Origin of the sequence: Paraburkholderia sp. Ac-20342, from assembly GCF_017104985.1 — a bacterium.
In the GTDB taxonomy this organism is placed as follows: domain Bacteria; phylum Pseudomonadota; class Gammaproteobacteria; order Burkholderiales; family Burkholderiaceae; genus Paraburkholderia.
The window spans coordinates 1-26251 of sequence record NZ_JAAGPQ010000028.1; the positions used below are offsets into that span (position 1 = coordinate 1).

A 26251-nucleotide genomic window follows, 5' to 3' on the forward strand; every position below is an offset into this window, starting at 1 on the left:
CCGTGCACGGCGCTGTCGATGTCGGCCGCGGTGCCGCGCGCGAGGCGCGTGAACGGCTGGCCGTCCGAGGGATCGAGCACGGCGATCGTGTCGCCGCCGGACGCGGCGCACCACTCGCCGCCGATGAAATGCCGGGCTTCTTCCATGCAGGCTCCTTGACGGTGACGCGCAGCCGTCGTGCGGCGGCGCGAGGTTCGAAGGGGAGACACCAAACCGGAAACACGAGCGAGAGTCGCGAGACGATTATCGCGCCGATCGAACGGGAGAGGCCATTGGCCGATTGGCTATAATGGCGCATTCCGCATTGTCCGGTGCACGGTGCCGCTATCGGGGCGAGAGGGCGGGCAATCCGCACGCCTACCCTCGATCCCGGGCACACCGTACGCCGCATTCCGACTTCCATCCCCTTCAGAGAGCGCTCATGAGCTTCAATCACGTTCCCGCAGGCAAAGACCTTCCGCACGATTTCAACGTCATCATCGAAATCCCGGCGCAAAGCGACCCGGTGAAGTACGAAGCCGACAAGGATCTGGGCCTGCTCGTCGTCGACCGTTTCATCGGCACCGGCATGCGCTATCCGGCCAACTACGGCTTCATTCCGCAAACGCTGTCGGGCGACGGCGACCCGGTCGACGTGCTGGTCATCACGCCGTTCCCGCTGCTGGCCGGTTCCGTCGTGCGCGCTCGCGCGCTCGGCATGCTGCAGATGACCGACGAATCGGGCGTGGACGCGAAGCTGATCGCCGTGCCGCACGACAAGATCTGCCCGATGACGGCGAGCCTCAAGACCGTCGACGACGTGCCGGCTTACCTGAAAGACCAGATCAAGCACTTCTTCGAACAGTACAAGGCGCTCGAAAAGGGCAAGTGGGTCAAGGTCGAAGGCTGGGCGGGCGTCGACGCCGCGCACAAGGAAATCAGCGAAGGCATCGCGAACTACACGAAGTAAGCGCGCGGCGGGGCATCCCGCTCGCCGCAGGCAGGACGCAAACCGCGCGAGTCCGTGAGGGCCGCGCGGTTTTTTCATGGCGTTTGCGCTGCATTCGGCTACCGTGCAATACGACGGCGCTCGACACGCATAACCTCGATGCATCGCCGGAATGAAGCAAACGCATTGTTATAGTTAGGTGTAAACCCTTATCATTCGACACACCTTTCATGCGCGCGCCGCCTCGTATCGCGCGCCTTCTCGGGAACCGCCATCCGGATGACGAACCGCAGCAAATCCCACTCGAACTCGCCGCGCTGGTCGACCCGGCTGCACGCGGTCGTCACCGCGATCTACCGCAAGCGGCCAGTCTGGATGGTGTCGTTCGCGGCGAGCGAGGCGAGTCTGTCCGAGGGTTTGCGGGCCGCGTGCGCTTCGACGGCGATGCTCGCGCTCGGCAACGTGCTGCACGATCCGATCTTCGCGTGGGCCGCGATCGGCGCCTTCTGGACCTGCCTCGCCGATGCGGGCGGCTCGAACCGCGCGCGCTTCGCCTCGATGATGGGCTTCGCGTTGCTGTCGACGCTGTGCGGCGGCATGACCGCGTTCGCGTCCGGCATGGGGACCGCGTTCGCCGCGCTCGCGATGCTCGCGTTCACGACGCTCGGCGCGTTCGGCCGCATCTGGGGCGCGGCCACCTCGCAGGTGACGATTCTCGCGGCGACCGCCTGCGTCGTGATGGTCGACCGGCCGATGCACGACGCGCGCGCCGGGCTCGCGTTTCTCGGCGTCTACGTGGTCGGCTGTCTGTTCGCGGTCGTGCTGAGTCTGACGGTGTGGCGCATTCATCCGTTCGGCGCGAGCCGCGCGTCGCTGCGCGCGGTGTATCTGCGGCTCGCCGACGTCGCCTTCGACAGCGCGCGTCTCGTCGGCCAGCGTGCCGCGCCGGGCGAATGGGCCATGCACGCCGCGCGCTTTCGCGCCGACGCGCGCGCGGCGCTCGAACGTTCGCGCGATGCGCTCGCGAATTTGCCCGCCTCGCGCACGGGCGGCGCCGTCACCTACGACACGCTGCTCGGTCTGCTGACCGACGGCGAGGCGCTGTTCGCGTATCTGATCGCGGTGTCGGGCGCGAGCGAGAAAGTGCCCGACGACCTGCGCCGCACGCAGCGCGCGGCGCGGCTGCTGAATACGATCGGCGAGGTGCTGCGAGATATCGGCGTGGCGGCCGGCGACGCGCGCTGGGAGCGTCTCGCGGATCAGCAACGGCGCTTGCGGCGTCTCGCGAGCCGGCTCGAAGGCGCGTTGCTCGAACCGGTCAAGCTGCAATCGGGCTTCGAGCTCGTCGATTTCGCGCCGCGCGAGCCGCATACCGAACGCTGGAGCGAATGCGCGATGCGGCTCGCCGCGCGCGCCGGGGCGACGCTGAAGGCGAACCTGTCGTGGCAGTCGGTCGGCCTGCGCCATGCGGCGCGCGTGGGCGTGACGACCACGGCGGGCTTTCTCGTGATTCGCGCGCTCGGCCTGCCGTTCGGCTACTGGGCGACGATGGCGACGCTCCTGATCCTGCAGCCGTCGATTGCCGCGACGTGGCCGCGCAGCATCGAGCGCGCGGCGGGCAGCATCGTCGGCGGCGTACTGGCGGCGGCGATCGGCTATGCGATTCATTCGCCGCTCGGCATTTCGCTCGCGGTGTTTCCGCTCGTGATGGCGACGATGGCGCTGCGGCCCGTCAGCTACAGCCTGTTCGTGCTGTTCCTGACGCCGGCCTTCGTGCTCGTCGCCGACTTCGCGACGCCGGGCGCCAACGAGTTCGTGTTCGCGCTGACGCGGCTCGGCAACAACGTGCTCGGCTGCGTGCTCGCATTGCTCGCGACGTTCCTGTTATGGCCGACGCGCGAGAAGCTCGACCTGCGTGTCTATCTCGGCAACGCCGTGCGCGCGAATCTCGCGTATCTGCGCGCGTCGCTCGAAACGCCGTGGCGCCGCGACAAGGACATGGAGCGTCTGCGCCGCGCGGCGGGTCTCACCAGCAACAATGCGGAAGAGGCGCTCGGCCGCGTGCGCCTCGAAAAACTCGAAGACTCGATGGCCGATACGGTGACGCTGACGGTGCTGAGCCTGTTGCGCCGGATGGCCGGCACCGCGACGCAGTTGCGCCTGAGCGCGAACCGGCGCGCCATGCCTGCTGAACTCGGCGCCTGGGTCGCGGCGCTGAGCGAGGCGATCGAGGCCGCCCTGAATCGCACGCTGCAGCCCGTGCGGCTCGACTTGCCCGAGCGCGAGAGGCTGACCTCGCTCGAAGCGGATGCGGTTGGTGAACTGGCGCGCGTGCATCGTCTGTTGACGGAGAAGATGCGTGAGGCGAGGGGGTAGGCCGAGGCGGGGTGTGCTTGCCGCTTGCCGCCGGCTGCGCGGCAGCACGGTGCGGGATTGGCGGGGCGCAGTTATCGGACCGAAGTCAGCGGACCGAAGTCAGCGGACCGAAGTCAGCGGACCGAAGTCAGCGCTACGAAGCAAGCGGCACGAAGTGATCGCGACACAAACGGAGCCGCGCCGAACTCCGAGCCTCGGGTTTCAGGCTTCAAGCCGCATCAAACCACCTCGCCGTCATCCCCCGTTTCAGCCTCGGCAACCGGCGCCGTCGGCACCACCGATTCAAGCGTCCTCAACCCCGCCGCCAGCGCGCGCTTCTCGGGCGGCGCGAGCCGCTTGACCCAATACTCGGCGCGCGATGCGCTCGATCGATCCGCGAGTTCGAACGACGCCAGTACGCGCACCGGCTTGCGCGAACGCGTATAGCGCGCGCCCATGCCGCTCATGTGCTTGTCGAAGCGCGCGGCGACGTCGGTCGCGATGCCGGTATAGACGCTGCCGTCCGAGCATTCGAGCAGATAGAGAAACCACGCCATAAACGCGCCGTCAGCCTTTGAACGGATTGTGTTCGCGCAGCTCGTCCACATAAGCGTGGATGCTGTTCTTTTCGTTGTCGAGGAAATGGCCGACCGCGTCCGCGAAGGCCGGATGCGCGAGCCAGTGCGCCGAGCGCGTGACCGTCGGCAGAAAGCCGCGCGCCATTTTGTGCTCGCCCTGCGCGCCGCCTTCGAACGCGCCGAGCTTTGCCTCGATGCAGAATTCGAGCGGCTGGTAGTACGCGGTTTCGAAGTGCAGGCACGGCACGTGTTCGAGCGCGCCCCAGTAGCGGCCATAGAGCGTGCCGCCGGTTTGCGCGTCGCGCTGATAGACGACGAGCGAGCTCGCGATCGGCTTGCCCTCGTATTCGGCGATCACGAGCAGCAGGTTTTCCGGCATCGACGCGCCGATCATGCGGAAGAAGTCGAGGTTCAGATACGGACTCGAAAAGTGCTCGCGATAGGTTTGCCGATAGCACTTGCTGAAGAAGCGCCAGTCGGCATCCTGAATGTCTTCGCCGCGAATGCGCCGCATGGTGATGCCGGCGTCGTGTACCTTGCGGCGCTCGGCGCGGATGTTCTTGCGCTTCTTCTGTTCGAGCGTCGAGAGGAAATCGTCGAAGTCGCGATAGCCGTCGTTGAGCCAGTGAAACTGCACGCCTTCGCGTTGCATCATGCCGAGTTCTTCGAGCGCGGCGGCTTCGGTTTGCGTCGGAAACAGCACATGCAGCGAGGACACCTCGGCCTGCTCGGCGAACGCCAGCAGCGTGGCCGCGAGATGGCGCAGCGCGTGTTCGTCGGCCGCTAGCAAACGGTTGCCCTGCACCGGCGTGAACGGCACCGCGCACAGGAGCTTCGGGTAATACGGCAGGCCGTTGCGTTTATAGGCGTCGGCCCAGGCCCAGTCGAACACGTACTCGCCGTACGAGTGACCCTTCAGATAGACCGGCGCGGCCGCCGCGAGCTTGCCCGTGCGCGTGTCGGTGAGCGTGACGAATTGCGGCGCCCAGCCGGTGTCGGGCACCGCGCATTGCGTCGCGCTGAGCGCGCTCAGAAACTCGTGCCGCAGAAACGGCGTGGGCTGCGGCTGTTGCGCGAGAAGGGCGTTCCATTCGGCGGCGTCCACCTCGGAGGGCGATGCCAGAATGCCCGTGCGATAATCGATGCGTTGCTGGTTCAATCTGCGTGACTGTTTGCAATGAACGTGCGCTGCCGTGAAGATGCGCGGGCCACGCCGTTCGTTTATCCGGTTGTCCAATTCCGCCGAGCCATCGAGCCGCGGTACCCGCGAGCCGTAATGGCTTGCCTGTCGATCCTGCCATGAAGACCCGAATCGCTCTTGCTCAAATCAATGTCACCGTCGGCGACTTCGCCGGCAACGTCGCGAAGATCGTCGCCGCCGCGCGCGCCGCGCACAACGATGGTGCGAAGCTGCTGGTTGCGCCTGAACTTGCGCTGTCGGGTTATCCGCCCGAAGACCTGCTGCTGCGTCCCGCGTTCTATACCGCGAGCGCCGCGGCATTGGCCGATCTCGCCGCGCAGCTGAAGCCGTTCACGGGGCTGCATGTGATCGTCGGGCATCCGCTGCGGGATCGGGCGCACGGTCATGGTAATGCAAACGCGCCGATCGAGCGCGGCGTGCCACCCGTCGATACGTTCAACGCGGCCTCGCTGATCGTCGACGGCGAAGTGAAGGGCACCTATCGCAAGCAGGATCTGCCGAACACCGAGGTGTTCGACGAGAAGCGCTACTTCGCCTCGGACCCGCAGCCGTTCGTGTTCGAACTCGAGGGCGTGAAGTATGGCGTGGTGATCTGCGAGGATGCATGGCATGCGTCGGCCGCGCAGATGGCGAAGGCCGCCGGCGCGCAGGTGCTGCTGATTCCGAACGGCTCGCCGTATCACCTGAACAAGGAAGCCGTGCGCTTCGACATTCTGCGCGCGCGGATTCGCGAGACCGGCATACCGATGGTCTACGTGAACATGGTCGGCGGCCAGGACGAACTCGTGTTCGACGGCGGTTCGTTCGTGCTCGACGCGCAGGGCGAACTGGTCGCGAAGCTCGCGCAGTTCGAGGAAGCCACGGCGCTCGTCGAGTTCGACGGTGCCACGCCGGTGCCGGCCGCGATCGCGCCGGAGCAGTCGCTCGAAGCGCAGGTGTACGCGGCGCTCGTGATGGGCGTGCGCGACTATATCGGCAAGAACGGGTTTCCGGGGGCGCTGATCGGGTTGTCGGGCGGCGTCGATTCGGCGCTCGTGCTGGCCGTCGCCTGCGATGCGCTCGGTGCCGACAAGGTGCGCGCCGTGATGATGCCGTCGCGCTATACGGCCGACATCTCCACCACCGATGCCGCCGAGATGGCGCGTCGCGTCGGCGTGCGCTACGACGAGATCGCCATCGCGCCGATGTTCGACGCGTTCCGCGGCTCGCTCGCCGAAGAATTCGCGGGCCGCGCCGAAGACGCGACCGAGGAAAACATCCAGGCGCGCATTCGCGGCACGCTCTTGATGGCGTTGTCGAACAAGTTCGGCTCGATCGTGCTGACCACCGGCAACAAGAGCGAGATGGCGGTCGGCTACTGCACGCTGTATGGCGACATGGCCGGCGGCTTCGCGGTCATCAAGGACATCGCGAAGACGCTCGTGTACCGGCTGTGCCGCTATCGCAATGCGGCCACCACGTTCGCGACGCGCGATGTGATTCCCGAGCGCATCCTGACGCGCGCGCCGTCGGCGGAGCTGCGCGAGAACCAGACCGACCAGGACAGCCTGCCCGAATACGACGTGCTCGACGCGATCATGCGCATGTACATGGAAGAGGACCGCTCGCTCGCGGAGATCATCGCGGCGGGCTATGCGGCCGACGACGTGAAGCGCGTCACGCGGCTCATCAAGATCAACGAGTACAAGCGGCGTCAGGCGCCGATCGGCATTCGCGTCACGCATCGCGCGTTCGGCCGCGACTGGCGTTATCCGATCACGTCGCGCTATATCGAGCCGGTGGCGTGACGCGCGGCGTAGAATAAAAATCACCCATTTCCCTTTCACTTTCCCTATCACGAGACGAGGTTCGCCATGAAGCGCATCACCGCAGTCATCAAACCGTTCAAACTCGACGAAGTGCGCGAGGCGCTCGCAGAAGTCGGCCTCACCGGCCTGACCGTGACCGAAGTCAAGGGCTTCGGCCGTCAGAAAGGGCATACCGAGCTCTATCGTGGTGCGGAGTATGTGGTCGACTTTCTGCCGAAGGTGAAGATCGAAGTCGTCGTCGCGGACAACCAGTGCGATCAGGTGATCGATGCGATCATCGGCGCGGCGCGTACCGGCAAGATCGGCGACGGCAAGATTTTCGTCGCGGACGTCGAGCGCGTGATCCGTATCCGCACCGGCGAAGAGAACGAAGCGGCGGTGTAAGAGGGCGGTTTCACGGGCCGCCTGCGAGGTTCAAGGCCCACTTTCAAGGCCTGTTCACGCTGCATGTCCCGGCTGTCCTGCGCGGCTGCGTTGCGTGCATGACGAGCAAGCCGGCAAACCGTGGACACCCCACGGACTCGCCAGGCCGAAAAACTCGTCTCCAATAAAAAACGGTGCAATACCCTTGCGGGCATTGCACCGATACGCGCCTCTCGCAGCAGCGTGAAAAAGATTCTCTTGGAGAAATCTGTATTGACGCCCCGAGGGTCGTCCCCTCGGGGCACACCGTTCGCTTAGAACGAGTGCTGGATACCTGCGTACACGCCGGTTTGCGCGTGGCCCGGCAGCGGGTTATCCGTTCCGGCCGAGGTGCCCGCGTTGTTCGCGTTCAGGCCGAAGTTGGCGTTGCTGCTGTTGCGTACCGTTGCAACCTGCAGGTCGAGCAGTGTGCGCTTGGACAGGTTATACGAACCGCCGACCGTGTAGATCGTCGCATTGCCCGCGCCATTGTTGCCGTTCACGTGGTAGACCGCTGCGATCAGCGCAGCAGCCGGCGTGGCTTGCCACGTCACACCGCCCCATTCGTGATTGAGCGTGGTCGGCTGGCCATACGCGACGCCGGTCGCGCCGGCGGAGCGCACAGCCTGGTAAGCAGCCTGAATCTTGAACTGGCCGAGGAACACGTTCACGAGCGCCGAATATTCGCGCGATGCCGAGAATACGCCATTGCCCGTGTTAGCCGAATTGATGCCGTTGTTGGCGACCGCGCCGCCCCACAGGCCGCCATTCGTCGGGTTGCGGATTTCGTCGTAGAGGCCGCGGACCTGGAACAGCGAGTTCGTGTAGGTGACCTGAGCGCCTGCTTCACGGCCTTGCGGCGTCGTGCCGTTGCCGTTCCAGCTCGTCGCGTTCGACAGGGCGTACTGACCATAGAAATCGAAGCCGGCGATCTTCGGCGACTGGTAGGCGACGTTATTGCTCGACTGCGGCCAGTTGCGGCTACGCACGAGCGATGCCGATGACCAGTTCGATTGACCGAACGGGTCGAAGTCCCACACGCCGTTCGAGATGAAGAGCATGCGGCCCATCGTGAACGTACCGTACTGGTCGTTCGACAGACCCACCGTTGCCCAGCGATTGAAGAGGCCGCCGTTGCCCGGACCCGCGCCCGTCATCGTGTTGAACGAGCCCTCCAGCTGGAACAGCACCTTGTTGCCGCCACCGATGTCTTCGACACCCTTCAAGCCCCACAGGCTGGTACCCCAGTCGCCGCTCTCGGCCTTGAAGCGGTTGCCGCTGCCGGTGGCCGCGCCGTTGGCGGGACCGGTCGGCACGCCCGACATGTACTCGAGGCCCGCATCGAGGCGGCCGTACAGCGTGACGCTGCTCTGAGCGTGTGCGACAACGCCGGCCGACATCAGCGCCGCGGCGAGCAAAGCTTTCTTCATCTTCTCCTCCATACCCTGTCAAAAAATGAAACCCAGTACTGCGAGTGGTGTTCGGACGCGATCTGCACCGAACAGAAAGCGGTACCAGGGGAGATGGCGGGCGGATAGGGTCTCCTGCCGTGACGCGTAGCCTGGGGCTATCTGTGCGTCATGCCGATCCCTCGCCGACCGGTTCTCCTCTGTGTTTTGAAGTGAAACTACTTTTAATCAACTTTGTTTTGCTACTTTGGTTACTAATTTATCAAAAATAACTTTGGCTGGGAGAAGAAATTGGCGCCGTGCTCCGGCTGTGTCGCCAAATTGCAATACGAATGTGCGCCACGTCTCTCCGGTGCCGCTCGGGAAAACGCGCAAAGCCTTGTCTTACAAGGGACTCACGATTAGCCTGGGGTCGTATTAAGGATTGCCACTATTGACGCCCGGAAAGTGGCAGGTTAAGGCAAAAAAGCAACGCTTAGCGTTGTTTGGACGAGGTTTTTGGTGCTCCGAACGGTCGCCGGCGAACAGAAACGGGCAATAAAAAAGGCGCTCGTAAGCGCCTTGTAAAATTACTTCGACTACACATCACGGCATCGGTGCGATGCGGGATGCGTATCGGACTGCATCGGTTTATTTGAGGCTACCGGAAAGGAACTGCCTGAGGCGCTCGCTCTTCGTATTCTTGAACACTTCGTCGGGGTGGCCTTCTTCTTCGACGCGGCCCTGATGCAGGAACATCACGTGATTCGACACGTTGCGCGCGAAACCCATTTCGTGGGTCACGACGATCATCGTGCGGCCTTCCTCGGCGAGCTTCTGCATGACCTTCAGCACTTCGCCGACGAGTTCGGGATCGAGCGCCGAAGTCGGTTCGTCGAACAGCATCACGTCGGGATGCATCGCCAGGGCGCGCGCAATCGCGACACGCTGCTGCTGGCCGCCCGACAGGTGCGACGGATACTGCTTTTCGAGACGCGGCGCGAGACCGACCTTCTCGAGATATTCGCGCGCGCGGTCCTCGGCTTCCTTGCGTTTCAAGCCGAGCACATGCACGGGCGCCTCGATGATGTTCTCGAGCACGTTCATGTGCGACCACAGGTTGAAGTGCTGGAACACCATCGCGAGTTTCGTGCGCACGCGCTGCAACTGCTTCGGGTCCGACACGCGCAACGCGCCGTCCCTGGCCGTTTGCGTGCGCACTTCCTCGCCGTCGACGACGATGCGCCCGGCGTTCGGCTGTTCGAGAAAGTTGATGCAGCGGAGCATCGTGCTCTTGCCCGAGCCGGACGAACCGATCACGCTGATCACGTCGCCGGCATCGGCCTTCAGCGACACGCCCTTGAGGACTTCGTTGTCGCCGTACTTTTTGTGAAGCTCGTCGACGAAGAGCTTCTGCTTCTTGGTGTTCATCAGGATCCTTGACGAGCTTGCCTGCCCACGGACGCGGTCTCTAACCGCGATGTCCAACGTTACTTACTTGCCTTGCGGCCGCAGGTAAGCGAGCCAGCGGCGTTCGGCGCGGCGGAACAGCCACACGAGCGCGAAAGAGATGCACAGGTACAGCAGCGCGGCGATGCCGAACGCGTTGAACGACTGATAGGTCGCCGAGTTCACGTCGCGCGCGATCTTGAGAATGTCCGGCACCGTCGCCGTGAAGGCGACCGTGGTGGCATGCAGCATCAGGATCACTTCGTTGCTGTAGTAGGGCAGCGCGCGGCGCAGCGCCGAGGGCAGAATCACGCGCCGGTACAGCGTGAACGACGACATGCCGTAGGCGCGCGCCGCTTCGATCTCGCCGTACGGCGTCGCCTTGATCGCGCCCGCGAAAATCTCGGTGGTGTACGCGCAGGTGTTCAGCGTGAACGCGAGCAGCGTGCAATGCATGCCGTCGCGGAAAAACGCGTTGGTCAGCTCGTTGTTGCGGATGATGTCGAGACTGTAGAGACCGGTGTAGCAGAGCAGCAACTGCACATAGAGCGGTGTGCCTCGGAAGATGTACGTATACAGCCACACCATGCCGGAGAGCCATTTCTTCTTCGACACGCGCGCGACCGCGAGCGGCACCGACAGGCAGAAGCCGAGGCCGATCGACACCACCAGCAGCCACAACGTGATCGCGACGCCGGTGAAGCGATAGCCGTCGGTGAACAGATAGTTGCGCCAGTATTCCTGAATGATCTCGATCATAGATCCGCCTTTCGCACGCCGGTCGAGTAACGCTTTTCGAGGTACATCAGCACGAAGTTCGACACGGTGGTGATGACGAGATAGATCGCCCCGGCGAGCAGGGTGAAGAAGAAGAACCGCAGCGTGCCCTTGCCGGCGTCCTGCGAGGCCTTGACGACGTCGGCGAGACCGATGATCGACACGAGCGCGGTCGCCTTCACCATGACCTGCCAGTTGTTGCCGATGCCGGGCAGCGCGAAGCGCATCATCTGCGGGAACATCACGCGCGAGAACACCTGCCAGTTCGTCATGCCGTAGGCCGCGCCCGCTTCGAGCTGGCCGCGCGGCACGGCGAGGAACGCGCCGCGGAACGTCTCGGTGAAGTACGCGCCGTAGATGAAGCCGAGCACCGCGACGCCGGCCACGAACGGATCGATGTCGATCTCGTCCCAGCCGAGCGCGTCGGTGAGGTTGTTCAGCCAGATCTGGATGCTGTAGAACAGCAGCAGCATCAGCACGAGATCGGGCACGCCGCGCACGAGCGTCGTGTAGACGGTGCCGATGCCGTTGGAGAGGCGGTTTTTCGACAGTTTCGCCGCCGCGCCGAGCAGGCCCAGCACGAAGGCGAGCACGAGCGACAACACCGCCAGTTTGACGGTCTGCCAGGTGCCGCTGAGAAGCAGCGGGCCGTAGCCTTGAAGGAACATATGAAGTCCTTGACGACGCGCTTGTGACGCATCGCGAAAGACGCGGCCCGTGTTGCGCCGCGCGGGCCGCGAGCGTTCGGCTCGCCATGACGCGCGGCGCACAGCGTGCCGCTGTGCAAATCATGCCGTGGGAGCGTTGGCGTTCCCGCGGCGCGCTTTTGGGACTTTCGTCTCGAATGGGTTTGAATCTACTGCCGGTTTCTGCCACTGCCGCCGTTGCTGGCGACCGGGCTCGCCTTCCTTGTTGCCGACTCTAGTACGAAGCCCCGCTCACGCCCATGCGGGCGAGTCCCGAGTCTCGCGGATACTGCCTGCCGGTTCGTCTCGCGCGGTGTCGAGTGTTGTTTGCGCCGAGGTGTCCTGAAGGGCCCTGAGCGACGCATGGAACGTCCGAGCGCCTCGAAAAGGGCGGTATTTTACCCGAACAGCGCCGGGGTGCCAGTCCGGGACGTCCGTGGACCGGCACGAGCGGCGGCGGGCGTTGTGCGTGCGCGACGTTACGGCGGGTTTTGCCGCCGGCAGCGATTGCTCGCACCGGTGGAACGGTCCAGTGCATGTGCGCCGATTGTTTGGCGATCGCGTTGGCCCTACATTGTCTCCATCAACTTGTTTCTTTACCGGGAGATTTTCCATGATCGAGATTCGCCGTTCCGAAGAACGTGGCCATGCCAACCACGGCTGGCTCGACTCCTACCACAGCTTCTCGTTTGCCGATTACCGCGATCCGCGGCACGTGCATTTCGGCCCGCTGCGCGTCATCAACGAAGACCGCATCGAGGGCGGCCAGGGCTTTGGCGCGCACGGCCACCGCGACATGGAAATCGTCACGTACGTGCTCGAGGGCGCGCTGGCCCATCGCGACAGCATGGGCAACGGCTCGACGATCCGTCACGGCGACGTGCAGCGCATGAGCGCGGGCACCGGCGTGCAGCACAGCGAGTTCAACGCCTCGCGCGACGAGCAGGTGCATCTGCTGCAGATCTGGGTGCTGCCGAGCCGCGCGGGCGACCAGCCCGGCTACGAGGAAAAGCGTTTCGATGCCGACAGCAAGCGCGGCCGCCTGCGCGTGATCGCATCGCCCGACGGCCACGACGGCTCGGTGACGATCCACGCGGACGCCTCGATCTACGCGGGTCTTCTCGACGGCGCCGAGACCGCGCAGTTTGCGCTGCCGAAGGGGCGTCTCGCCTACGTGCACGTCGCGCGTGGTGCGGTGACGGTGAACGGTACGCTGCTCAAGGCGGGTGACGCCGCGAAGCTCAGCGACACCGACACGGTCACGCTCGAAAACGGCGAGGACGCGGAAGTGCTGCTGTTCGATCTGGGCCAGCTGAACGGCTGATTGCTGCCGCGCCCGCTTCGATGGTGAGGCTTTGGCGCGGCTTTAACCGCCACCAAAGAACAACGCCACGGAAGATTGCTTCCGTGGCGTTGTTTCATGCGCGAGGCGGCCTTTCGGCTGGCCCCGCGCTACCTAGCGTGACGCTTACTGACTGGCGGCCGGCGCCGACGCCGCGCCCTTCTGAGCCTTGTGATGCTGCCAGCGCTCGTGCATCTTCTCGCGGCGTTCTTCCATCCGCGCGAAGCGCTTCTTCAGCGCGGTGCTGACGGTGGTCTTCTGCTGGTCGTTCAGCGCGTTATAGAACTTGAGCCAGGTGTCGCTGGTTTGCTGGCGCAGTTGTGCGTCCTTCTGCTCGATCTGCTGGTGCGTCGCGGCCATCGCGTTCAGGTCGAGGATGGGCTGCTGCTGCGCCGCCTTGAACTGTTCGCGAGCCTGCTGGTGGTTCGCGCGCATCGCTTCGTGATTCTGCTTCATCGTATCGAGCGCGCTTTGCCACAGCTTTTCCTGATCCGCGTTCAGCTTCAGCTGGTCGTGGAGCTGGGTCAGTTCCTTCATGAAGTGGCCGTGCCAGCCGCCGGGGCCGCCGTGCGCGTGCTCCGCGGGCTGGGCGGCATAAGCGGCGCCCGCGCCGAGGGCGAGAGCGGTGGCGGCAACAGCGAGAACGCGCGACATCTTTTTGGTGGACATATAAGGCTCCTTGTAATGGAATAGCCGACGATGCAGCCGGTCATGAGGACTCGCCTGCATTCGGTAAGGCACAGCGTAGAGAACTGTGCCGGGCACTGTGTTACGTGCTCCGGTGCGGCTATTACCAGGCATTACGCGAGGCTTTCACCGTAACACCCGGTAACCCTTGACGCTGTTTGGAAAACGAAATCCCTTTCTGCTGCGCGTTAAACTTCATTCCATGGCTACTCAAATCCTGGTCGTCGACGACGACGTCGAATTGCGCGATCTTCTGCGCGACTATCTCGCCCGTCAGGGTATCGAAGTCTCGGTGCTGCACGATGCGGGCTCGCTCGAGCGCCGCCTCGAACGCGAGCGTCCCGACCTCATCGTGCTGGACCTCATGATGCCGGGCGTAGACGGGCTCACCGCGCTGCGCAAGCTGCGCGCCTCGGGCGACGATATCCCCGTCATCATGCTGACCGCGCGCGCGGACGACGTCGACCGCATCGTCGGTCTCGAACTCGGCGCGGACGACTATCTCGGCAAGCCGTTCAATCCGCGCGAACTGCTCGCGCGCGTGCAGGCGGTGCTGCGGCGCCGCCGCACGCTGCCGTCGGCGGCCGCGCCCGAGCAGCGCGAGCCGTTCAGCTTCGGCCGCTTCACGCTCGACTTCCAGTCGCGCACGCTGCATCACGAAGACAAGCCGCTCACGTTGTCGGGCAGCGAGTTCGCGCTGCTGAAGATTTTCGTCAATCATCCCATGCGCACGCTCACGCGCGAGCGCTTGCTGGAATTGCTGCATGGTCCCGAGTACGACGGCACCGACCGCGGTATCGACGTGCAGGTGTGGCGCCTGCGCCGCATTCTCGAAACCGATCCGTCCACGCCGCGCTTCATCCAGACGGTGCGTGGCCGCGGTTACGTGTTCGTGCCGGACGGCGAGCAGCATGCGTCGGCCCATTGATTCGCTGTTCGGGAGACTGGCACTGCTGGTTGTCGGCGTGCTGCTGCTGTCGCATTTTGCGTGGTACGCGCTGATACGGCTCGAACGCTCGCAGTTCCAGACGCGCTACGCGGTCGAGGAAGCGATCTTCCTCGTCGACGCGGTGCGTCAGCATGTCGCCCGTACACCGGATCAACCGTTGCCGTCGCGCGTGAAGCTCGTCGATCCGGCGAGCCCCGACGTGCCGCCGGCAAATTCCACCATGCCGGCGCCGCTCTCGCGTTTCGTCGAAGACGTGCGCGACCGCATGCCGGACGGCACCCAGGTGCGCGTGGGTCCGCAGGGCCATCCGCCCACGCTGTGGGTGCGCGAGGCGAACGATAGCAGCTGGATCGTCGTGCCCGTGCAGCCGCTGCGCATGCCGCACTCGCTCGACCGCACGGTGCTGTGGCTCGTCATGATTTTCTCGTTCGCGGTGATGGCCGCGGTGTTCGCCGCGTGGGCCTTGCAGCAGCCGCTGCGCTCGCTCGCGCAGGCGGTCACGCGCTTCGGCCGCGGCTTGCCGGTGTCGCCGGTGCCCGAGCGCGGCCCGCGCGAATTGCGGCAGCTCACGCACGGCTTCAATCAGATGGTGCAGGAAGTCGCGCGCACCGAGAACGATCGCGCGGTGATGCTGGCCGGTGTCGCGCACGATCTGAAAACGCCGCTTGCGCGCCTGCGGCTGCGTGCCGAGATGATGGACGACGCGAAGACGCGCGACGGCGTGGTGCGCGACGTCGATTCGATGACGCATATCGTCGAGCAGTTTCTCGTGTTCGCGCACGACGGCGCGGATCGCAGCGAACCCGTCGAAGTGGATGCGCAATGCGAGCGGGTCGTGCGCAGCTATCGGGCGGTGGCCTCTGGCGCGCCGACCGTGGAGACGGAACTCGCCGCGGGGCCGTCATTCCTGCTGCCGGCCGCCACGCTCGACCGGATTCTCTCTAACCTGCTCGATAACGCGCATGCCTATGGCGCGCCGCCGGTGATCGTGGCGACCGCGCGCACGGCGCAGGGCTTCATGCTATCGGTGAGCGACAGCGGCAAGGGCATTGCCGCGCAAGACATCATCAACGCGAGCCGGCCGTTCGTGCGGCTCGATCCGGCGCGCGGCGGCAACGGCCATAGCGGGCTCGGTCTCGCGATTGTCGAGCGGCTCGTGCGGCGCGCGGGCGGCGAATGGGAAATCGGCAATCACGATGGCCGTGGCTTGCGCGTGCTGATGAGCTTCTCGTTCGAGATGCTGCCGAAGGTGGCGGCAACTTCGGAGCATGCCTGGTAAATGCCACGATAAATGGCTGGGGAAGGCGAGGCACGGTGGGGGCGATGTTCGCGGCACGCGGCCTTGCGGCCACGTGACTCGCGCCTGATTGCACCCCCGGCGTCTTAATCCGAGAACAGCGTATTGAGCGCGTTGGCCGTTTCGCTGTCCACCGTATTCCACGTGACCGATTCCGCCTCGAAGATGTAGTGCGTCGTGTATTTGCCGAGGCGCGCCAGTATTTCCTCCTGAATCAGTTCCGGCGCGACCGCCAGTTTCAGATACCACGCGGTCGACGACAGGCGCGTCTGAAACGCACCGTATTCGGCCAGCAGGTGGTCGAATGCATCAGCATCCTGATCGCGACAGACGATGACCAGATTTCCCTTCATGCGAATCTCCCGTTAGAGCAGTAGCGACAATTCCAAGATCAGGATCGATGATACCTGCTTCGCTGCGAGAGGCTCGGAGATGGCGTCGACGGATGCGCCTGCTTACCAGGCGTTGACCGCCGTGCGCGTGGGCGGCGCGGTATCGTCGGGCGGCAGCGCCTCGGTGCGGTCGCGGCCGCCGGTCTTGGCCGCGTAGAGCGCGGTGTCGGCACGGCTCATGAGGCGCTCGGGCAGATCGTCCGGCGACAATTCCGTGATGCCGATGCTCACGCTCAGGCTGACCGAGGGCGGCAGCTTCGGCGACGGCGCGGCCTTCAGCGCGAGGCGCAGACGCTCGACCACTTCGCGGCCGCCGGCGAGACCGGTGGCCGGCAGCAGCAGGCCGAACTCCTCGCCGCCGAGCCGGCCGATGGCGTCCGAGCCGCGCAGCTCGGTGCGGCAGGTATCGACGAAATGTTCGAGCGCGCGGTCGCCGGCCGCGTGGCCGAAGCGGTCGTTGATCTGCTTGAAGTGGTCGAGATCGGCGATCGCCATGCACAGCGGCTCGCGGCCCGCCTGCGCGCGGTCGATCTCGCGGCGCAGCAGGTCGAGGAAGTAGCGCCGCGACAACGCGCCTGTCAGCGCATCGTGACGCGCCTCGGCCGACAGCAGCGTATTGGCCGATTGCAGCTGCTTCGCGAGATCGCGCGTCGCACGATGGTGGCGCCGCTCGCGCACGTAGGACACGGTAATCACCCACGCGAGCGCGACGGTGCCGGCCAGCGTCAGAAACACCAGCAGATGATCGCGCTTGTGATTGCGCAGCAACTCGGGCCACGCCGCGAGCGGATCGACCAGATGCGCGGACAGCCCCGAATTCAGGCCGCTGCGGTTCTGATACAGCGCCGGCGCCGGCTGTTCGCTCATGCCGAAGAACTGCGCGGCCGCGGCCGCCGGGACCCACGGCGCCTGCTCGCGCAACTGCGTGTCGACGCGGATGCGCATCTCGGGAAACGTCTCGCGCCGATAGATGATGCGCCGCTCGGCGGGGCTCATCTGCGTGATGCGCGAGCTCGGTATCGCGCGGCCTTCGAGCGCGCTGTCGTGCGCCATGATGATGACGCCGTTGTCGTCGGTGACGAAGGTGCCCGCGTGCGCTACCCAGTGACGCAGCCGCGCGATGCCGACCTTCGCGACCACCACGCCGACCAGCAAGCCGTCCGAGTAGACCGGCGCGGCGATGAAGATGCCCGGCTCGCCGCTCGCGCGGCCCACGCCGTAGGCTTCCGAAAACGCGCCGAGCAGCGCGTTGGTCATATAGCTGCGTGTGCGCATGTCCACGCCGACGAGCGACGGCTGGATGCCGGCCGGATTCGAGATCGTGGCGCTCGACGCCACGCAGATGCCGTTCGTGTTGACGATCCAGATCTGGTCGAGCCCGGAGAAGCCCTGCGCGTCATGCAGGAACTGGCTGACCGCCGCCATCTGCGGATTGCCGAGCAGCGCGGCGCGCAGGGCGGGTTCCGCCATCCCCGCGTTCACGGCATAATTCTGCGATTGCACGAGGGCGCGCTGGACTACGTCCATTTCGGCCATGGTCGCGGGGATGGCGCGGGACATCGCGAGGTCGCTGGCAATCACCTCGGCCATGTTGTCGACGATCGACGTGGACATTTGCCGCTGGCTGTGCAGAGCCGCATCCAGTTCCTGCTGTACCATCCGGTCCGCGACCATGCCAGCCACGAACCAGCAAACCAGTACGATCAGCGCGAAGCTGACCGGTCCGGCTATCTGGCGCAAGGTTGTCCTGTTCATCGACCCTCTGATCCGTCTGTCTGTGACATGCAACTTGCTCATTCGCGGCAACGCGCGGGTGCGGTCTGCGGCCCTTGCGTCGGCACCTGGCCGGGGCTGCTCGCCCGCCTTGCGGCCGATGCCCTGGTGGGTCCTATGGTCGATGTGTTTGCCGCTGGTCTGCCGCCGTGTTTGAAACGGCTGACGATTCAAACACGGCGCGAACACGGCGGCCCGGCAAGAATCGTTTGAAAACAGGTGCGTCGTTTCCTGATTCTAACCGTCATGAGGCCCGGCGCCATCCTTATTGCAGGGATGCGCACTGCATGGATCGGGCCGGTCAGGTTCATAACGGCAGGCGCCTCGTTTTCTTGATGGCTGCATCGGTCTCGCAGGCGGATTCGTCAGGATTCCCGATACGCTGCGATTACCGTGTATGTCGTTTGCGCGCCACGTCTTGCGATACGGTGCGCGCGCGGATCTGCCATCGCGCAGCGCGGCGAGGTACAGTGCGGCGCGCTGCCGATATGGCGCAAACAGGGGCGGTTGTAAGGCCCCGGTAACCCTGTCTCGCAATTTGCGGGGAAAGGTTGTATCTGAAACATAGGATGGTGTAGTGTCGTGCCGTCCAAAATGAGGAAAGCCCGCCGGCCTTCGGGCGGCGTCCGCGGCGACAGGTATCCGTGTGATGGTTGTGCTCGCGGGCGGCTCGTTCGCGAACATGTCCGTTGCCGGACCACGTGTCTTCAACGCTAACGATTTACCACGCACGCGCGTTTTGCCATGCCCGATTTCCACTTTCCGGACCGATCTGTTGACCGCCGCGTTCAAGTCGCGACCTCCTTCGAGCGATCGCATGCCTGTTTCGAAAGAGGGGGCATCTAATGGATTTCAGCTTTGACCTCAAACGCACCGCCAATGCGTCGGCATGGCGCGTGCTGCCCAACCGCTGGGACTTCGTCGCGTTTCCGCTGATCATCTGTCTGATCGCGATGGCGTCGATCGGCTTTCACGAGACGCTCGCGCCGATGTCGACGCTGAAGACCCAGGCGATCTCGCTCGATCCGTCGAACCTGCCCGAGTACGCGATGCGCACCACGCTGCGCATGCTCGCGGCGATGGTGGCCTCGCTGATCTTCACGCTCATTTACGGCACGCTGGCCGCCAAGAGCCGCCGCGCCGGCCTCGTGCTCGTGCCGATTCTCGACATCCTGCAGTCGGTGCCGGTGCTCGGCTACATTTCGTTTACGGTCACGTTCTTTCTCGCGCTGTTTCCGGGCCGCGTGCTCGGCGCCGAGTTGGCCGCGATCTTCGCGATCTTCACGAGCCAGGCGTGGAACATGACGTTCAGCTTCTATCAGTCGCTGCGCACGGTGCCGCGCGATCTCGACGAAGTTTCGCGCGGCTTTCATCTGACTTCGTGGCAGCGTTTCTGGAAGCTCGAAGTGCCGTTCTCGATGCCGGGCCTCATCTGGAACATGATGATGTCGATGTCGGGCGGCTGGTTCTTCGTGGTCGCTTCCGAAGCGATTACGGTCGGCAACAACACGATTACGCTGCCGGGCATCGGCGCCTATCTGGCGCAGGCGATCAGCGACAAGAACCTGCACGCGATCGGCTGGGTGATTCTCGCGATGACGGTCGTGATCCTCGCGTACGACCAGTTCCTGTTCCGTCCGCTCGTCGCGTGGGCCGACAAGTTCCGCATGGAAAACACCAGCTCGGGCGACGCGCCCGAATCGTGGCTGCTCGACCTGATTCGCCGCACGCACCTGATTCACCGGCTGCTCGTGCCGCTCGGCTGGCTGTTCGCGCACGCCGCGCGCATGCGTTTCCAGCTGCCGGCGTTCAGCGCGCCGCGCTTTCATATTCCGCAGAGCGAGAAGAACTCGAAGGTCGGCGACATCGTGTGGGCGGCGCTGGTGCTGATCGCCACCGCCTACGTGGTGTATCGCGTGTTTCTCTACGTGCGCACCGGCGTCACGCTCGACGAGATCGGCCATGTGCTCGTGCTCGGGCTCATCACGCTGCTGCGCGTCGTGGTGCTGATCGCGATCGCCTCGGTCATCTGGGTGCCGATCGGCGTGCTGATCGGCCTGCGCCCGGCGCTCGCGGAAAAGATCCAGCCGCTCGCGCAGTTTCTCGCCGCGTTTCCGGCGAACCTGCTGTTCCCGGTGTTCGTGATCGTGATCGTGCGTTTCCATCTGAACCCGGATATCTGGCTCTCGCCGCTGATCGTGCTCGGCACGCAGTGGTATATCCTGTTCAACGTGATCGCCGGCGCGAGCTCGTACCCGAACGACTATCGCGAGGCGGCCAAGAATTTCCATATCCGCGGCTGGCAGTGGTGGCGTCAGGCGATGCTGCCGGGCATTTTCCCGTACTACGTGACGGGCGCGATCACCGCGTCGGGCGGCGCGTGGAACGCGAGCATCGTGGCCGAGTTCGTGCAGTGGGGCGATACGAAGGTCGCGGCGCACGGGCTCGGCGCGTATATCGCGCAGACCACCGCGGCGGGCGATTATCCGAAGATCATCGTGGGCATCGCCGTGATGTCGCTGTTCGTCACGTTGTTCAACCGTCTGCTGTGGCGTCCGATGTACGCGTACGCCGAAGGCAAGCTGCGGCTCGATTGAGCGTCCCCGAACCTGTCGCTGCGCGCCGGGCCCTCGTGGGCGGCCAGCCAGACCCGAGGGGCGGCGCGGCGTTTTGATAAGAGAAATGAAGGCATAACGCGATGCAAAATCCTAAAGCTGCTATGACCGCCGCGCCGATCCAGACACCGCCGAAGCCCCCGCGTCTCGGCGACGAAATCCTGCGCGTCAAGGACGTGTGCCGCGGTTTCAACAAGACGCAGGGCGAGCTGCTCGTGCTCGACGATGCGAATCTGTCGCTGTGCGAAGGCGAGATCGTCGGGCTGCTGGGCCGCTCGGGCTCGGGCAAGTCGACGCTCCTGCGCATCATCGCCGGCCTGATCGAGCCGACCGGCGGCGAAGTCACCTATATGGGCAAGCCGCTCCAAGGCCCGGCGAAGGGTGTCGCGATGGTGTTCCAGACCTTCGCGCTGTTCCCGTGGCTGACCGTGCTGCAGAACGTGGAGGCGGGTCTCGAGGCGCAGGGCGTGGCCGCCAGCGAGCGCCGCACGCGCGCGCTCGCGGCGATCGACCTGATCGGTCTCGACGGCTTCGAGAACGCGTATCCGCGCGAGCTGTCGGGCGGCATGCGCCAGCGCGTCGGCTTCGCGCGGGCGCTGGTGGTCGATCCGACGCTGCTGCTGATGGACGAGCCGTTCTCCGCGCTCGACGTGCTGACCGCCGAAACGCTGCGTACCGACCTGCTCGATCTGTGGACGCAGGGCCGCATGCCGATCAAGGCGGTGCTGATCGTCACGCACAACATCGAGGAAGCGGTGTTCATGTGCGACCGCATTCTCGTGCTGTCGTCGAACCCGGGCCGCGTGATCGCCGAGATCAAGGTGCCGTTCAAGCATCCGCGCAACCGTCTGGACCCGGCGTTCCGCAAGCTGGTCGACGACATCTACGCGAAGATGACCGCGCGCCAGACCGACGAGCAGACCAAGAAGGGGCTCGAACTGCATAGCTGGCTGCCGCATGTGTCGACCAACCTGATGGCCGGTCTGATCGAAACGCTGGCCGCCGCGCCGTACCACGGCCGCGCGGACATGCCGGAAATCGCGCGCTCGCTGCATCTCGAGGTCGACGATCTGTTTCCGATCGCCGAAGTGCTGCAACACCTCGGTTTCGCCGACGTGCGCGAAGGCGATATTTTCCTCACGCCGCCCGCGCGCGTGTTCTCCGAGTTCGGCACGCAGGAACGGAAGATGATGTTCGCCGAGCATCTGCTGCGGCACGTGCCGCTCGCCGCGCGAATCAAGAAGGTGTTGAACGAGCGGCCGGGGCATCGCGCGCCGCGCGTGCGCTTCGAGCAGGAGCTGGAAGACTTTCTGTCGGATAGCGCCGCCGAGGAAACGCTCGATGCGGTCATCAACTGGGGCCGTTACGGCGAGATTTTCTCGTACAACGACCAGACCGAAATTTTCAGCCTGGAAGACGTGGAGTCGTAAAGCGCGGAATTTTGTGCGCGCGATTCGGCCGGCAGATTTGGCTTGCAGGTTCAGCCGGCAGGAAGCGATTCGAACGATAGGCTCGCTTGACCAAGCGGCGGGGCGGATTGAATCGACTGCGCCGCTCTTTGCCACCAACCAGATGGTCGGCCTGACGGAAACGGCCCGCCCGGCATAGCCGGGCGGGCCGTTTCTGCTTATTGCAGCGTGCCCCAGCGTGCGACCGCCGGCTCGGCCGAGGCCCACTTCCAGCCCTTGTCCTGATGGCAGGCGCTCGCCGTGAACCACATTTCCGGCGCGTTCGGACCGTCGCCGTCCTGCACCGAGAATACGAACTCCTTGCAGAGCGCGAGCGCCGAACTGAAGGCGCGCGTCACGCGCACCTCACCGTGGCCGTTCTCGATCGGCAGCGTATGCTTGACCGACCACGGCCGCGTTTCGCCGACCGGCATCGCGCCCGCCAGCGCCGCGATCAGGTCCTGCTGGTCCTGGTGCATGTTGCGCATATAACGGGCGACGACTTCATCGGTCGCGGCCTGCACGGCGACGCCGACGCCGAGCGCAACGGCCGGATTGCTCGTGACGATCCCCGACGCGACACCCGCCGCGGCACCGCTTGCCGCGCCGATCGAGCCGCAGCCGCTCGAGAGCAGGCTCGCGGCCACGCACAGCACGCCGGCCGCGATGTGGCGCAGGCGGTTGCCGGCCAGCGTCAGCGTGCCTGGGGGCGTGGCGGTGCCGGTAGCGCGAGGGGCTGGATCAGACGTGGCTTCGAGCGAAGCATGACGACGTACCTGACGCACGGGATGCGCGGCCCGAAACGGCAACCGGAGCCGGAGCGCAAACCAGGCTGGCCGGCGCCTCGCAGCCTTGAGCGAAAGCCTCGTCATTGCAGCGAGCCCCAGCGCTCGGTAGCCGGTTCGGCCGAGGCCCAGCGCCAGTTGCTGCCGTCACGGCAGATCGACGCGATATAAAACGCACTGCTCGCGGGCACATTCTGGGTCGCGTTCTGATCGACGGAGAAGACGATTTCCTTGCAGTCGAGCGGACCGGTGCTGATCAGGCGGCTGACTGTCACGCGGCCGTGTTCGTCGTCTTCGATCGGGAAGGAGTGCGTGATGCTCCAGGGGGCCACCGCGCCGACGTCGAGCGGTCCTGCCGCGGTTGCGATGCTGTTCTGGGTGTTTCTGTGGACCACGCGCTCCGAGTACTGCACTCCGGCACGCGCCGCGGCCACCGCGCCGAGACCGATGCCGGTCGCGACCGCCGCATTGCTGGTGACCTTCGCCGCGACCGCTGCACCCCCGATACCGGCGCCCGCCACCGCGCCTTCCGAGTACAGCGAGCTGCAACCACTCAATGTCGATGAGACCGCCAGCGCGAGCGCGACAAGCGCTGTTGCGTGAGGGCGCTTGCGCGCGGCAGCGGATTTCGCGTTGCCGGCCCACACCATGTTCTTTTGCATTTCTTTTGTCCCTGCTCGTACAGGTGTCGTCGCTCACGCGCCAGGCAGCATGTGAACGAGCGGCACGTCGTTCCTGTCGTTCCCGTCGTCCCAATACGCAGCGGAATTGTGCAGGATGATATTTGTAATGGGCAGTGGGAAAATGCAAGAAATTGCAAAACATCGTGCATGGCACGGCGTTTTCTGTTTTTTCTTCGGGGTTTGCCGGCGAATTGTATTGGCGTATTGGCGTTTGGGCGGATTCGCTCATCGGCGCGCGAGGCGGCTCGCACCATGCGGCGAAGCTATACGCGCGAACTTCGGCATCCCGGTGCGAATGGGCATCGTGCCCGGCAACGAATCGCGGCGCGAACAGCGGATTTACCACCGGCACATGTATTCGATGCCCGCCATCAATGCCCGTTATCGACGCACCGCCTCGCTACTGCTCGGCCTCCTCTTCGCCGTTCTCGTCGCCGTATGCGCTCAGGCGGTTGTACAGCGTTTTCAGGCTCACGCCGAGCGCTTTCGCCGCGCGCCGCTTGTCGCCGCCGCAATACTTGAGCGTGCCGAGAATGATCTGCTTTTGCGCATCGGCGAGCGGCGTGCCGATCCACACGCTCATCGCATCGCCCTGCGTGACCGCTTTCTTGACCCGCGATGCGAGATGCGGATGCGGCAGCTCGACCGTCTTCTCCGCGAGAATGAACGCGCGATACACGGCGTTCTTCAGTTCGCGCACATTGCCCGGCCACGACCAGGCGCGCAGCGTTTCGATCGAACGCTTGCTGAAGCTCTTGCCGGTGCTTTCCTGTTGATTCAGCTGCGCGAGGAAATACTGCGCGAGCAGTTCGCGGTCGTTTTCGCGCTCGCGCAGCGGCGGCGCGCGCAGCGGAAAAACCGCGAGCCGGTACATGAGGTCTTCGCGCAAGCCGTTTTCCTTCACGGCCACGGCGGGATCGCGATTGGTCGCGGCGATCACGCGCACGTTGCCGCTAATCAGCTCGTTGCCGCCGACGCGATAGAACGTGCCCGTCTCGAGCGCGCGCAGCAGTTTGACCTGGCGCACCGGCGCCATTTCGGTGATCTCGTCGAGAAACAGGGTGCCGCCGTTCGCGTGTTCGAAGTAGCCGATGCGGCCCTGGACCGCGCCGGTGAAGCTGCCTTTCTCGTGGCCGAACAGTTCGGCTTCGATCAGTTCATCGGGAATCGCGCCGCAGTTCACGGCGACGAACGCGGCCTCCTTGCGGCTGCTGCGCTCGTGGATCGTGCGGGCGATCAGCTCCTTGCCGGTGCCCGATTCGCCGATGATCAGCGCGGTCGCGTCGGTATCGGCGACGCGCTCTATCTGCTCGTAGAGATCGAGCATCACCGGCGACGAGCCGTATAGCAGCCCGTACGATTTCAGTCCCGCGACGCCGTCCGCGACGCGCTGCTTCGCTTGTGACGAAGCATGGCCGCCGGCGGAGACGGTGGGCGAGTCCAGATCGATTGACGCCATAAAGAAGGGGAGTCCTGTGCAAATGAAGTTCGTCTTGCGGCGCGCAGGCCTTGAGATGCGAGAGACCGTACAGCCACTATCCCACAAAAGTCGATTTAACCACTTCGGTACGGTTTCCGGCAATCGACGCGGCCGCGCGAGAAATATTGCCGCGCACAATCGGTCGAAACTGCCCGAATGCCGCATTTGAGCGCGATTAAAGCGGCAAATTTGCCGGGCATACGCTTTGCGCCATGGATTGGTTCATCGACTCGCGGGAGCTTCGTGTGGCTTGAGTGGCACGCAGAAGAGGGAACGAAGCGCGTGAACGGTGCCATCGCCGGGTTCCGCGATCGGCGCGCGCGTGCCGCGATCGGCGTCACCAAACTCATACGAATGACGAACCGGACGAGACCAAACAAGGAGTGAACGATGACCGACACGACGCAACAACTTGCACTCGGCAGCCAGAAGATCGTCGAGGATTTACGGGTGCTGCTGAGAGACTCGGAAGAAATGCTGCGGCTTGCCGGCAACGTGCCGGGCGAGGGCGTCGACGCGTTGCGCGAGCGGCTCGGCACGCATGTCGAGCCGCTGCAGTCGGCGCTCGGCGATGCGCAGCGCAACGTGCATCGGCGCTATCGCGGGGCGGCCGTCCGCACCGAACGCTATGTGCGCCACCACCCACGGCGTGCGATCGCGCTCGCGGCGGGCAGCGGTTTCCTGCTCGGCGCGCTGGTTGCGCGTTAGCCGTGGCGTGAAGGCGCATCGGCTCGCGGCATCCGCATGCCCGGCACTCTTCCCACTACGACCAAGGAGTTCACCATGGCACGACCCACGATTGGCATCTTCGGCGCACTGATGGCGCTGGGCGGTTTCCTCGCGATTCGCTATGTGCAGAACCGACGCGCGGGCCAGTTTGCCGCCGCTCGCGACCTGAGCCGCTGGGAAAACGAGGGCGGCGCGGTGGCAACGCCGCGCACCCTGGTGAGCGAGGCGGCGGTGACGTCGGGCGCGCACGGTACGAATGGCACGAACGGTTCGGGTCAGGCGCACGGCGAAGGCGGCGCATGGCCGTTTCCGCGCGGCTGAGTTGCGATCGGACCCAGGATCGGACCCGCGATCGAGCCGCACGCGCCTGCCGCGTGCCGCCTGAGCGGGATTGCTGGGCGGCGTCCCGACGGCGTTATTAAACGAATCCTATAAAGCCGTATAATGGGCAAATAGGCAACAATAAAGCGCCAATTCCGCAGGTTTTTCGCGATATTGT

23 protein-coding genes and 1 pseudogene are annotated in these 26251 nt (G+C 64.8%); 11 read left to right on the top strand and 13 right to left on the bottom strand.

Annotated features, from left to right (window positions below):
• Positions 1 to 146 (bottom strand): annotated as a pseudogene (locus tag G3N58_RS34175) (aldehyde dehydrogenase); the annotation flags it as partial.
• 275 nt (positions 147 to 421) lie between these two features.
• Between G3N58_RS34175 and ppa the strand changes: the two are divergent.
• Complete coding sequence (gene ppa / locus G3N58_RS13750; RefSeq protein WP_167036799.1) at positions 422 to 949, top strand: inorganic diphosphatase; 528 nt, start codon at positions 422 to 424, stop codon at positions 947 to 949.
• Between the two features lie 258 nt (positions 950 to 1207).
• A complete protein-coding gene (locus G3N58_RS13755) occupies positions 1208 to 3304 on the top strand; it encodes an FUSC family protein (protein ID WP_167283891.1) in 2097 nt (698 codons plus the stop codon).
• Positions 3305 to 3522: 218 nt separating this feature from the next.
• On the opposite strand, the gene G3N58_RS13760 is transcribed toward G3N58_RS13755, so the two are convergent.
• Together G3N58_RS13760 and G3N58_RS13765 are read right to left on the bottom strand one after the other, a co-directional pair.
• Positions 3523 to 3840 carry a GIY-YIG nuclease family protein gene (locus tag G3N58_RS13760; RefSeq protein ID WP_167036805.1) on the bottom strand — a complete coding sequence of 106 codons (318 nt, stop codon included), beginning with the start codon at positions 3838 to 3840 and terminating at the stop codon, positions 3523 to 3525.
• A 10-nt stretch (positions 3841 to 3850) separates the two neighbouring features.
• Positions 3851 to 5020 (bottom strand): GNAT family N-acetyltransferase, encoded by a 1170-nt coding sequence (locus tag G3N58_RS13765; protein WP_167036808.1) that lies wholly within the window; start codon positions 5018 to 5020, stop codon positions 3851 to 3853.
• A 140-nt stretch (positions 5021 to 5160) separates the two neighbouring features.
• Here G3N58_RS13765 and G3N58_RS13770 point away from each other — a divergent pair, with 140 nt between their 5' ends.
• Both G3N58_RS13770 and glnK read left to right on the top strand, forming a co-directional pair.
• Positions 5161 to 6849, top strand: coding sequence for an NAD+ synthase (locus G3N58_RS13770; protein WP_205999410.1), 1689 nt, complete (start codon positions 5161 to 5163; stop codon positions 6847 to 6849).
• Positions 6850 to 6915: 66 nt separating this feature from the next.
• A complete protein-coding gene (glnK, locus tag G3N58_RS13775) occupies positions 6916 to 7254 on the top strand; it encodes a P-II family nitrogen regulator (protein WP_006048444.1) in 339 nt (112 codons plus the stop codon).
• Between the two features lie 293 nt (positions 7255 to 7547).
• Here the strand turns inward: glnK and G3N58_RS13780 are convergent, their stop codons facing one another.
• From G3N58_RS13780 to hisQ, 4 genes are all read right to left on the bottom strand, one after another.
• The gene (locus G3N58_RS13780; protein WP_167036814.1) at positions 7548 to 8702 is read right to left on the bottom strand and encodes a porin; all 1155 of its coding nucleotides are present in this window, start codon (positions 8700 to 8702) and stop codon (positions 7548 to 7550) included.
• Between the two features lie 609 nt (positions 8703 to 9311).
• Positions 9312 to 10091: an ATP-binding cassette domain-containing protein gene (locus G3N58_RS13785; protein ID WP_167036815.1), complete on the bottom strand. Its 780-nt coding sequence runs from the start codon at positions 10089 to 10091 to the stop codon at positions 9312 to 9314.
• Positions 10092 to 10154: 63 nt separating this feature from the next.
• Entirely contained in the window at positions 10155 to 10868 is a 714-nt protein-coding gene (locus G3N58_RS13790) for an ABC transporter permease (protein WP_167036818.1), read from the bottom strand.
• Positions 10865 to 11554: a histidine ABC transporter permease HisQ gene (hisQ, locus tag G3N58_RS13795; RefSeq protein WP_167036821.1), complete on the bottom strand. Its 690-nt coding sequence runs from the start codon at positions 11552 to 11554 to the stop codon at positions 10865 to 10867. Before hisQ ends, G3N58_RS13790 begins: the two co-directional genes overlap by 4 nt.
• A 631-nt stretch (positions 11555 to 12185) precedes the next feature.
• On the opposite strand from hisQ, the gene G3N58_RS13800 reads away from it, so the two are divergent.
• Positions 12186 to 12896, top strand: a complete 711-nt coding sequence (locus tag G3N58_RS13800) for a pirin family protein (RefSeq protein WP_205999411.1) — start codon at positions 12186 to 12188, stop codon at positions 12894 to 12896.
• Between the two features lie 144 nt (positions 12897 to 13040).
• On the opposite strand, the gene G3N58_RS13805 is transcribed toward G3N58_RS13800, so the two are convergent.
• Entirely contained in the window at positions 13041 to 13583 is a 543-nt protein-coding gene (locus G3N58_RS13805) for a periplasmic heavy metal sensor (protein WP_167036827.1), read from the bottom strand.
• Between the two features lie 220 nt (positions 13584 to 13803).
• Here G3N58_RS13805 and G3N58_RS13810 point away from each other — a divergent pair, with 220 nt between their 5' ends.
• Together G3N58_RS13810 and G3N58_RS13815 are read left to right on the top strand one after the other, a co-directional pair.
• Positions 13804 to 14529, top strand: a complete 726-nt coding sequence (locus tag G3N58_RS13810; protein ID WP_167036830.1) for a response regulator — start codon at positions 13804 to 13806, stop codon at positions 14527 to 14529.
• Positions 14513 to 15829, top strand: a complete 1317-nt coding sequence (locus tag G3N58_RS13815; protein ID WP_205999412.1) for an ATP-binding protein — start codon at positions 14513 to 14515, stop codon at positions 15827 to 15829. The genes G3N58_RS13810 and G3N58_RS13815 overlap by 17 nt, the downstream gene beginning before the upstream one ends.
• A gap of 104 nt (positions 15830 to 15933) precedes the next feature.
• Here the strand turns inward: G3N58_RS13815 and G3N58_RS13820 are convergent, their stop codons facing one another.
• Positions 15934 to 16200 carry a hypothetical protein gene (locus G3N58_RS13820; protein ID WP_167036835.1) on the bottom strand — a complete coding sequence of 89 codons (267 nt, stop codon included), beginning with the start codon at positions 16198 to 16200 and terminating at the stop codon, positions 15934 to 15936.
• Between the two features lie 102 nt (positions 16201 to 16302).
• Complete coding sequence (locus tag G3N58_RS13825; protein ID WP_205999413.1) at positions 16303 to 17994, bottom strand: sensor domain-containing diguanylate cyclase; 1692 nt, start codon at positions 17992 to 17994, stop codon at positions 16303 to 16305.
• A gap of 863 nt (positions 17995 to 18857) precedes the next feature.
• Here G3N58_RS13825 and G3N58_RS13830 point away from each other — a divergent pair.
• Both G3N58_RS13830 and G3N58_RS13835 read left to right on the top strand, forming a co-directional pair.
• Positions 18858 to 20609 (top strand): ABC transporter permease subunit, encoded by a 1752-nt coding sequence (locus tag G3N58_RS13830; RefSeq protein ID WP_167036841.1) that lies wholly within the window; start codon positions 18858 to 18860, stop codon positions 20607 to 20609.
• Between the two features lie 101 nt (positions 20610 to 20710).
• On the top strand, positions 20711 to 22057 hold the full coding sequence (locus G3N58_RS13835) for a nitrate/sulfonate/bicarbonate ABC transporter ATP-binding protein (protein WP_167036844.1): 1347 nt from the start codon (positions 20711 to 20713) through the stop codon (positions 22055 to 22057).
• 197 nt (positions 22058 to 22254) lie between these two features.
• Here the strand turns inward: G3N58_RS13835 and G3N58_RS13840 are convergent, their stop codons facing one another.
• From G3N58_RS13840 to G3N58_RS13850, 3 genes are all read right to left on the bottom strand, one after another.
• A complete protein-coding gene (locus G3N58_RS13840) occupies positions 22255 to 22773 on the bottom strand; it encodes a hypothetical protein (RefSeq protein WP_205999436.1) in 519 nt (172 codons plus the stop codon).
• 170 nt (positions 22774 to 22943) lie between these two features.
• Positions 22944 to 23522 carry a hypothetical protein gene (locus tag G3N58_RS13845; protein WP_167036846.1) on the bottom strand — a complete coding sequence of 193 codons (579 nt, stop codon included), beginning with the start codon at positions 23520 to 23522 and terminating at the stop codon, positions 22944 to 22946.
• A 421-nt stretch (positions 23523 to 23943) separates the two neighbouring features.
• Positions 23944 to 25002: a sigma-54 dependent transcriptional regulator gene (locus tag G3N58_RS13850; protein ID WP_205999414.1), complete on the bottom strand. Its 1059-nt coding sequence runs from the start codon at positions 25000 to 25002 to the stop codon at positions 23944 to 23946.
• A 411-nt stretch (positions 25003 to 25413) separates the two neighbouring features.
• On the opposite strand from G3N58_RS13850, the gene G3N58_RS13855 reads away from it, so the two are divergent.
• Together G3N58_RS13855 and G3N58_RS13860 are read left to right on the top strand one after the other, a co-directional pair.
• Positions 25414 to 25731, top strand: coding sequence for a DUF883 family protein (locus G3N58_RS13855; RefSeq protein ID WP_205999415.1), 318 nt, complete (start codon positions 25414 to 25416; stop codon positions 25729 to 25731).
• A 75-nt stretch (positions 25732 to 25806) separates the two neighbouring features.
• The gene (locus tag G3N58_RS13860) at positions 25807 to 26073 is read left to right on the top strand and encodes a hypothetical protein (RefSeq protein ID WP_205999416.1); all 267 of its coding nucleotides are present in this window, start codon (positions 25807 to 25809) and stop codon (positions 26071 to 26073) included.
• Positions 26074 to 26251: the final 178 nt, after the last annotated feature.

What these genes read in the sequence shown, in the direction of transcription:
- ppa (WP_167036799.1), top strand. Translation starts at nt 422, where the DNA reads ATGAGCTTCAATCACGTTCCCGCAGGCAAAGACCTTCCGCACGATTTC.
- G3N58_RS13755 (WP_167283891.1), top strand. Translation starts at nt 1,208, where the DNA reads ATGACGAACCGCAGCAAATCCCACTCGAACTCGCCGCGCTGGTCGACC.
- G3N58_RS13760 (WP_167036805.1), bottom strand. Translation starts at nt 3,840, where the DNA reads ATGGCGTGGTTTCTCTATCTGCTCGAATGCTCGGACGGCAGCGTCTAT.
- G3N58_RS13770 (WP_205999410.1), top strand. Translation starts at nt 5,161, where the DNA reads ATGAAGACCCGAATCGCTCTTGCTCAAATCAATGTCACCGTCGGCGAC.
- glnK (WP_006048444.1), top strand. Translation starts at nt 6,916, where the DNA reads ATGAAGCGCATCACCGCAGTCATCAAACCGTTCAAACTCGACGAAGTG.
- G3N58_RS13780 (WP_167036814.1), bottom strand. Translation starts at nt 8,702, where the DNA reads ATGAAGAAAGCTTTGCTCGCCGCGGCGCTGATGTCGGCCGGCGTTGTC.
- G3N58_RS13785 (WP_167036815.1), bottom strand. Translation starts at nt 10,091, where the DNA reads ATGAACACCAAGAAGCAGAAGCTCTTCGTCGACGAGCTTCACAAAAAG.
- G3N58_RS13790 (WP_167036818.1), bottom strand. Translation starts at nt 10,868, where the DNA reads ATGATCGAGATCATTCAGGAATACTGGCGCAACTATCTGTTCACCGAC.
- hisQ (WP_167036821.1), bottom strand. Translation starts at nt 11,554, where the DNA reads ATGTTCCTTCAAGGCTACGGCCCGCTGCTTCTCAGCGGCACCTGGCAG.
- G3N58_RS13800 (WP_205999411.1), top strand. Translation starts at nt 12,186, where the DNA reads ATGATCGAGATTCGCCGTTCCGAAGAACGTGGCCATGCCAACCACGGC.
- G3N58_RS13805 (WP_167036827.1), bottom strand. Translation starts at nt 13,583, where the DNA reads ATGTCCACCAAAAAGATGTCGCGCGTTCTCGCTGTTGCCGCCACCGCT.
- G3N58_RS13810 (WP_167036830.1), top strand. Translation starts at nt 13,804, where the DNA reads ATGGCTACTCAAATCCTGGTCGTCGACGACGACGTCGAATTGCGCGAT.
- G3N58_RS13815 (WP_205999412.1), top strand. Translation starts at nt 14,513, where the DNA reads ATGCGTCGGCCCATTGATTCGCTGTTCGGGAGACTGGCACTGCTGGTT.
- G3N58_RS13820 (WP_167036835.1), bottom strand. Translation starts at nt 16,200, where the DNA reads ATGAAGGGAAATCTGGTCATCGTCTGTCGCGATCAGGATGCTGATGCA.
- G3N58_RS13825 (WP_205999413.1), bottom strand. Translation starts at nt 17,994, where the DNA reads ATGAACAGGACAACCTTGCGCCAGATAGCCGGACCGGTCAGCTTCGCG.
- G3N58_RS13830 (WP_167036841.1), top strand. Translation starts at nt 18,858, where the DNA reads ATGGATTTCAGCTTTGACCTCAAACGCACCGCCAATGCGTCGGCATGG.
- G3N58_RS13835 (WP_167036844.1), top strand. Translation starts at nt 20,711, where the DNA reads ATGCAAAATCCTAAAGCTGCTATGACCGCCGCGCCGATCCAGACACCG.
- G3N58_RS13845 (WP_167036846.1), bottom strand. Translation starts at nt 23,522, where the DNA reads ATGCAAAAGAACATGGTGTGGGCCGGCAACGCGAAATCCGCTGCCGCG.
- G3N58_RS13850 (WP_205999414.1), bottom strand. Translation starts at nt 25,002, where the DNA reads ATGGCGTCAATCGATCTGGACTCGCCCACCGTCTCCGCCGGCGGCCAT.
- G3N58_RS13855 (WP_205999415.1), top strand. Translation starts at nt 25,414, where the DNA reads ATGACCGACACGACGCAACAACTTGCACTCGGCAGCCAGAAGATCGTC.
- G3N58_RS13860 (WP_205999416.1), top strand. Translation starts at nt 25,807, where the DNA reads ATGGCACGACCCACGATTGGCATCTTCGGCGCACTGATGGCGCTGGGC.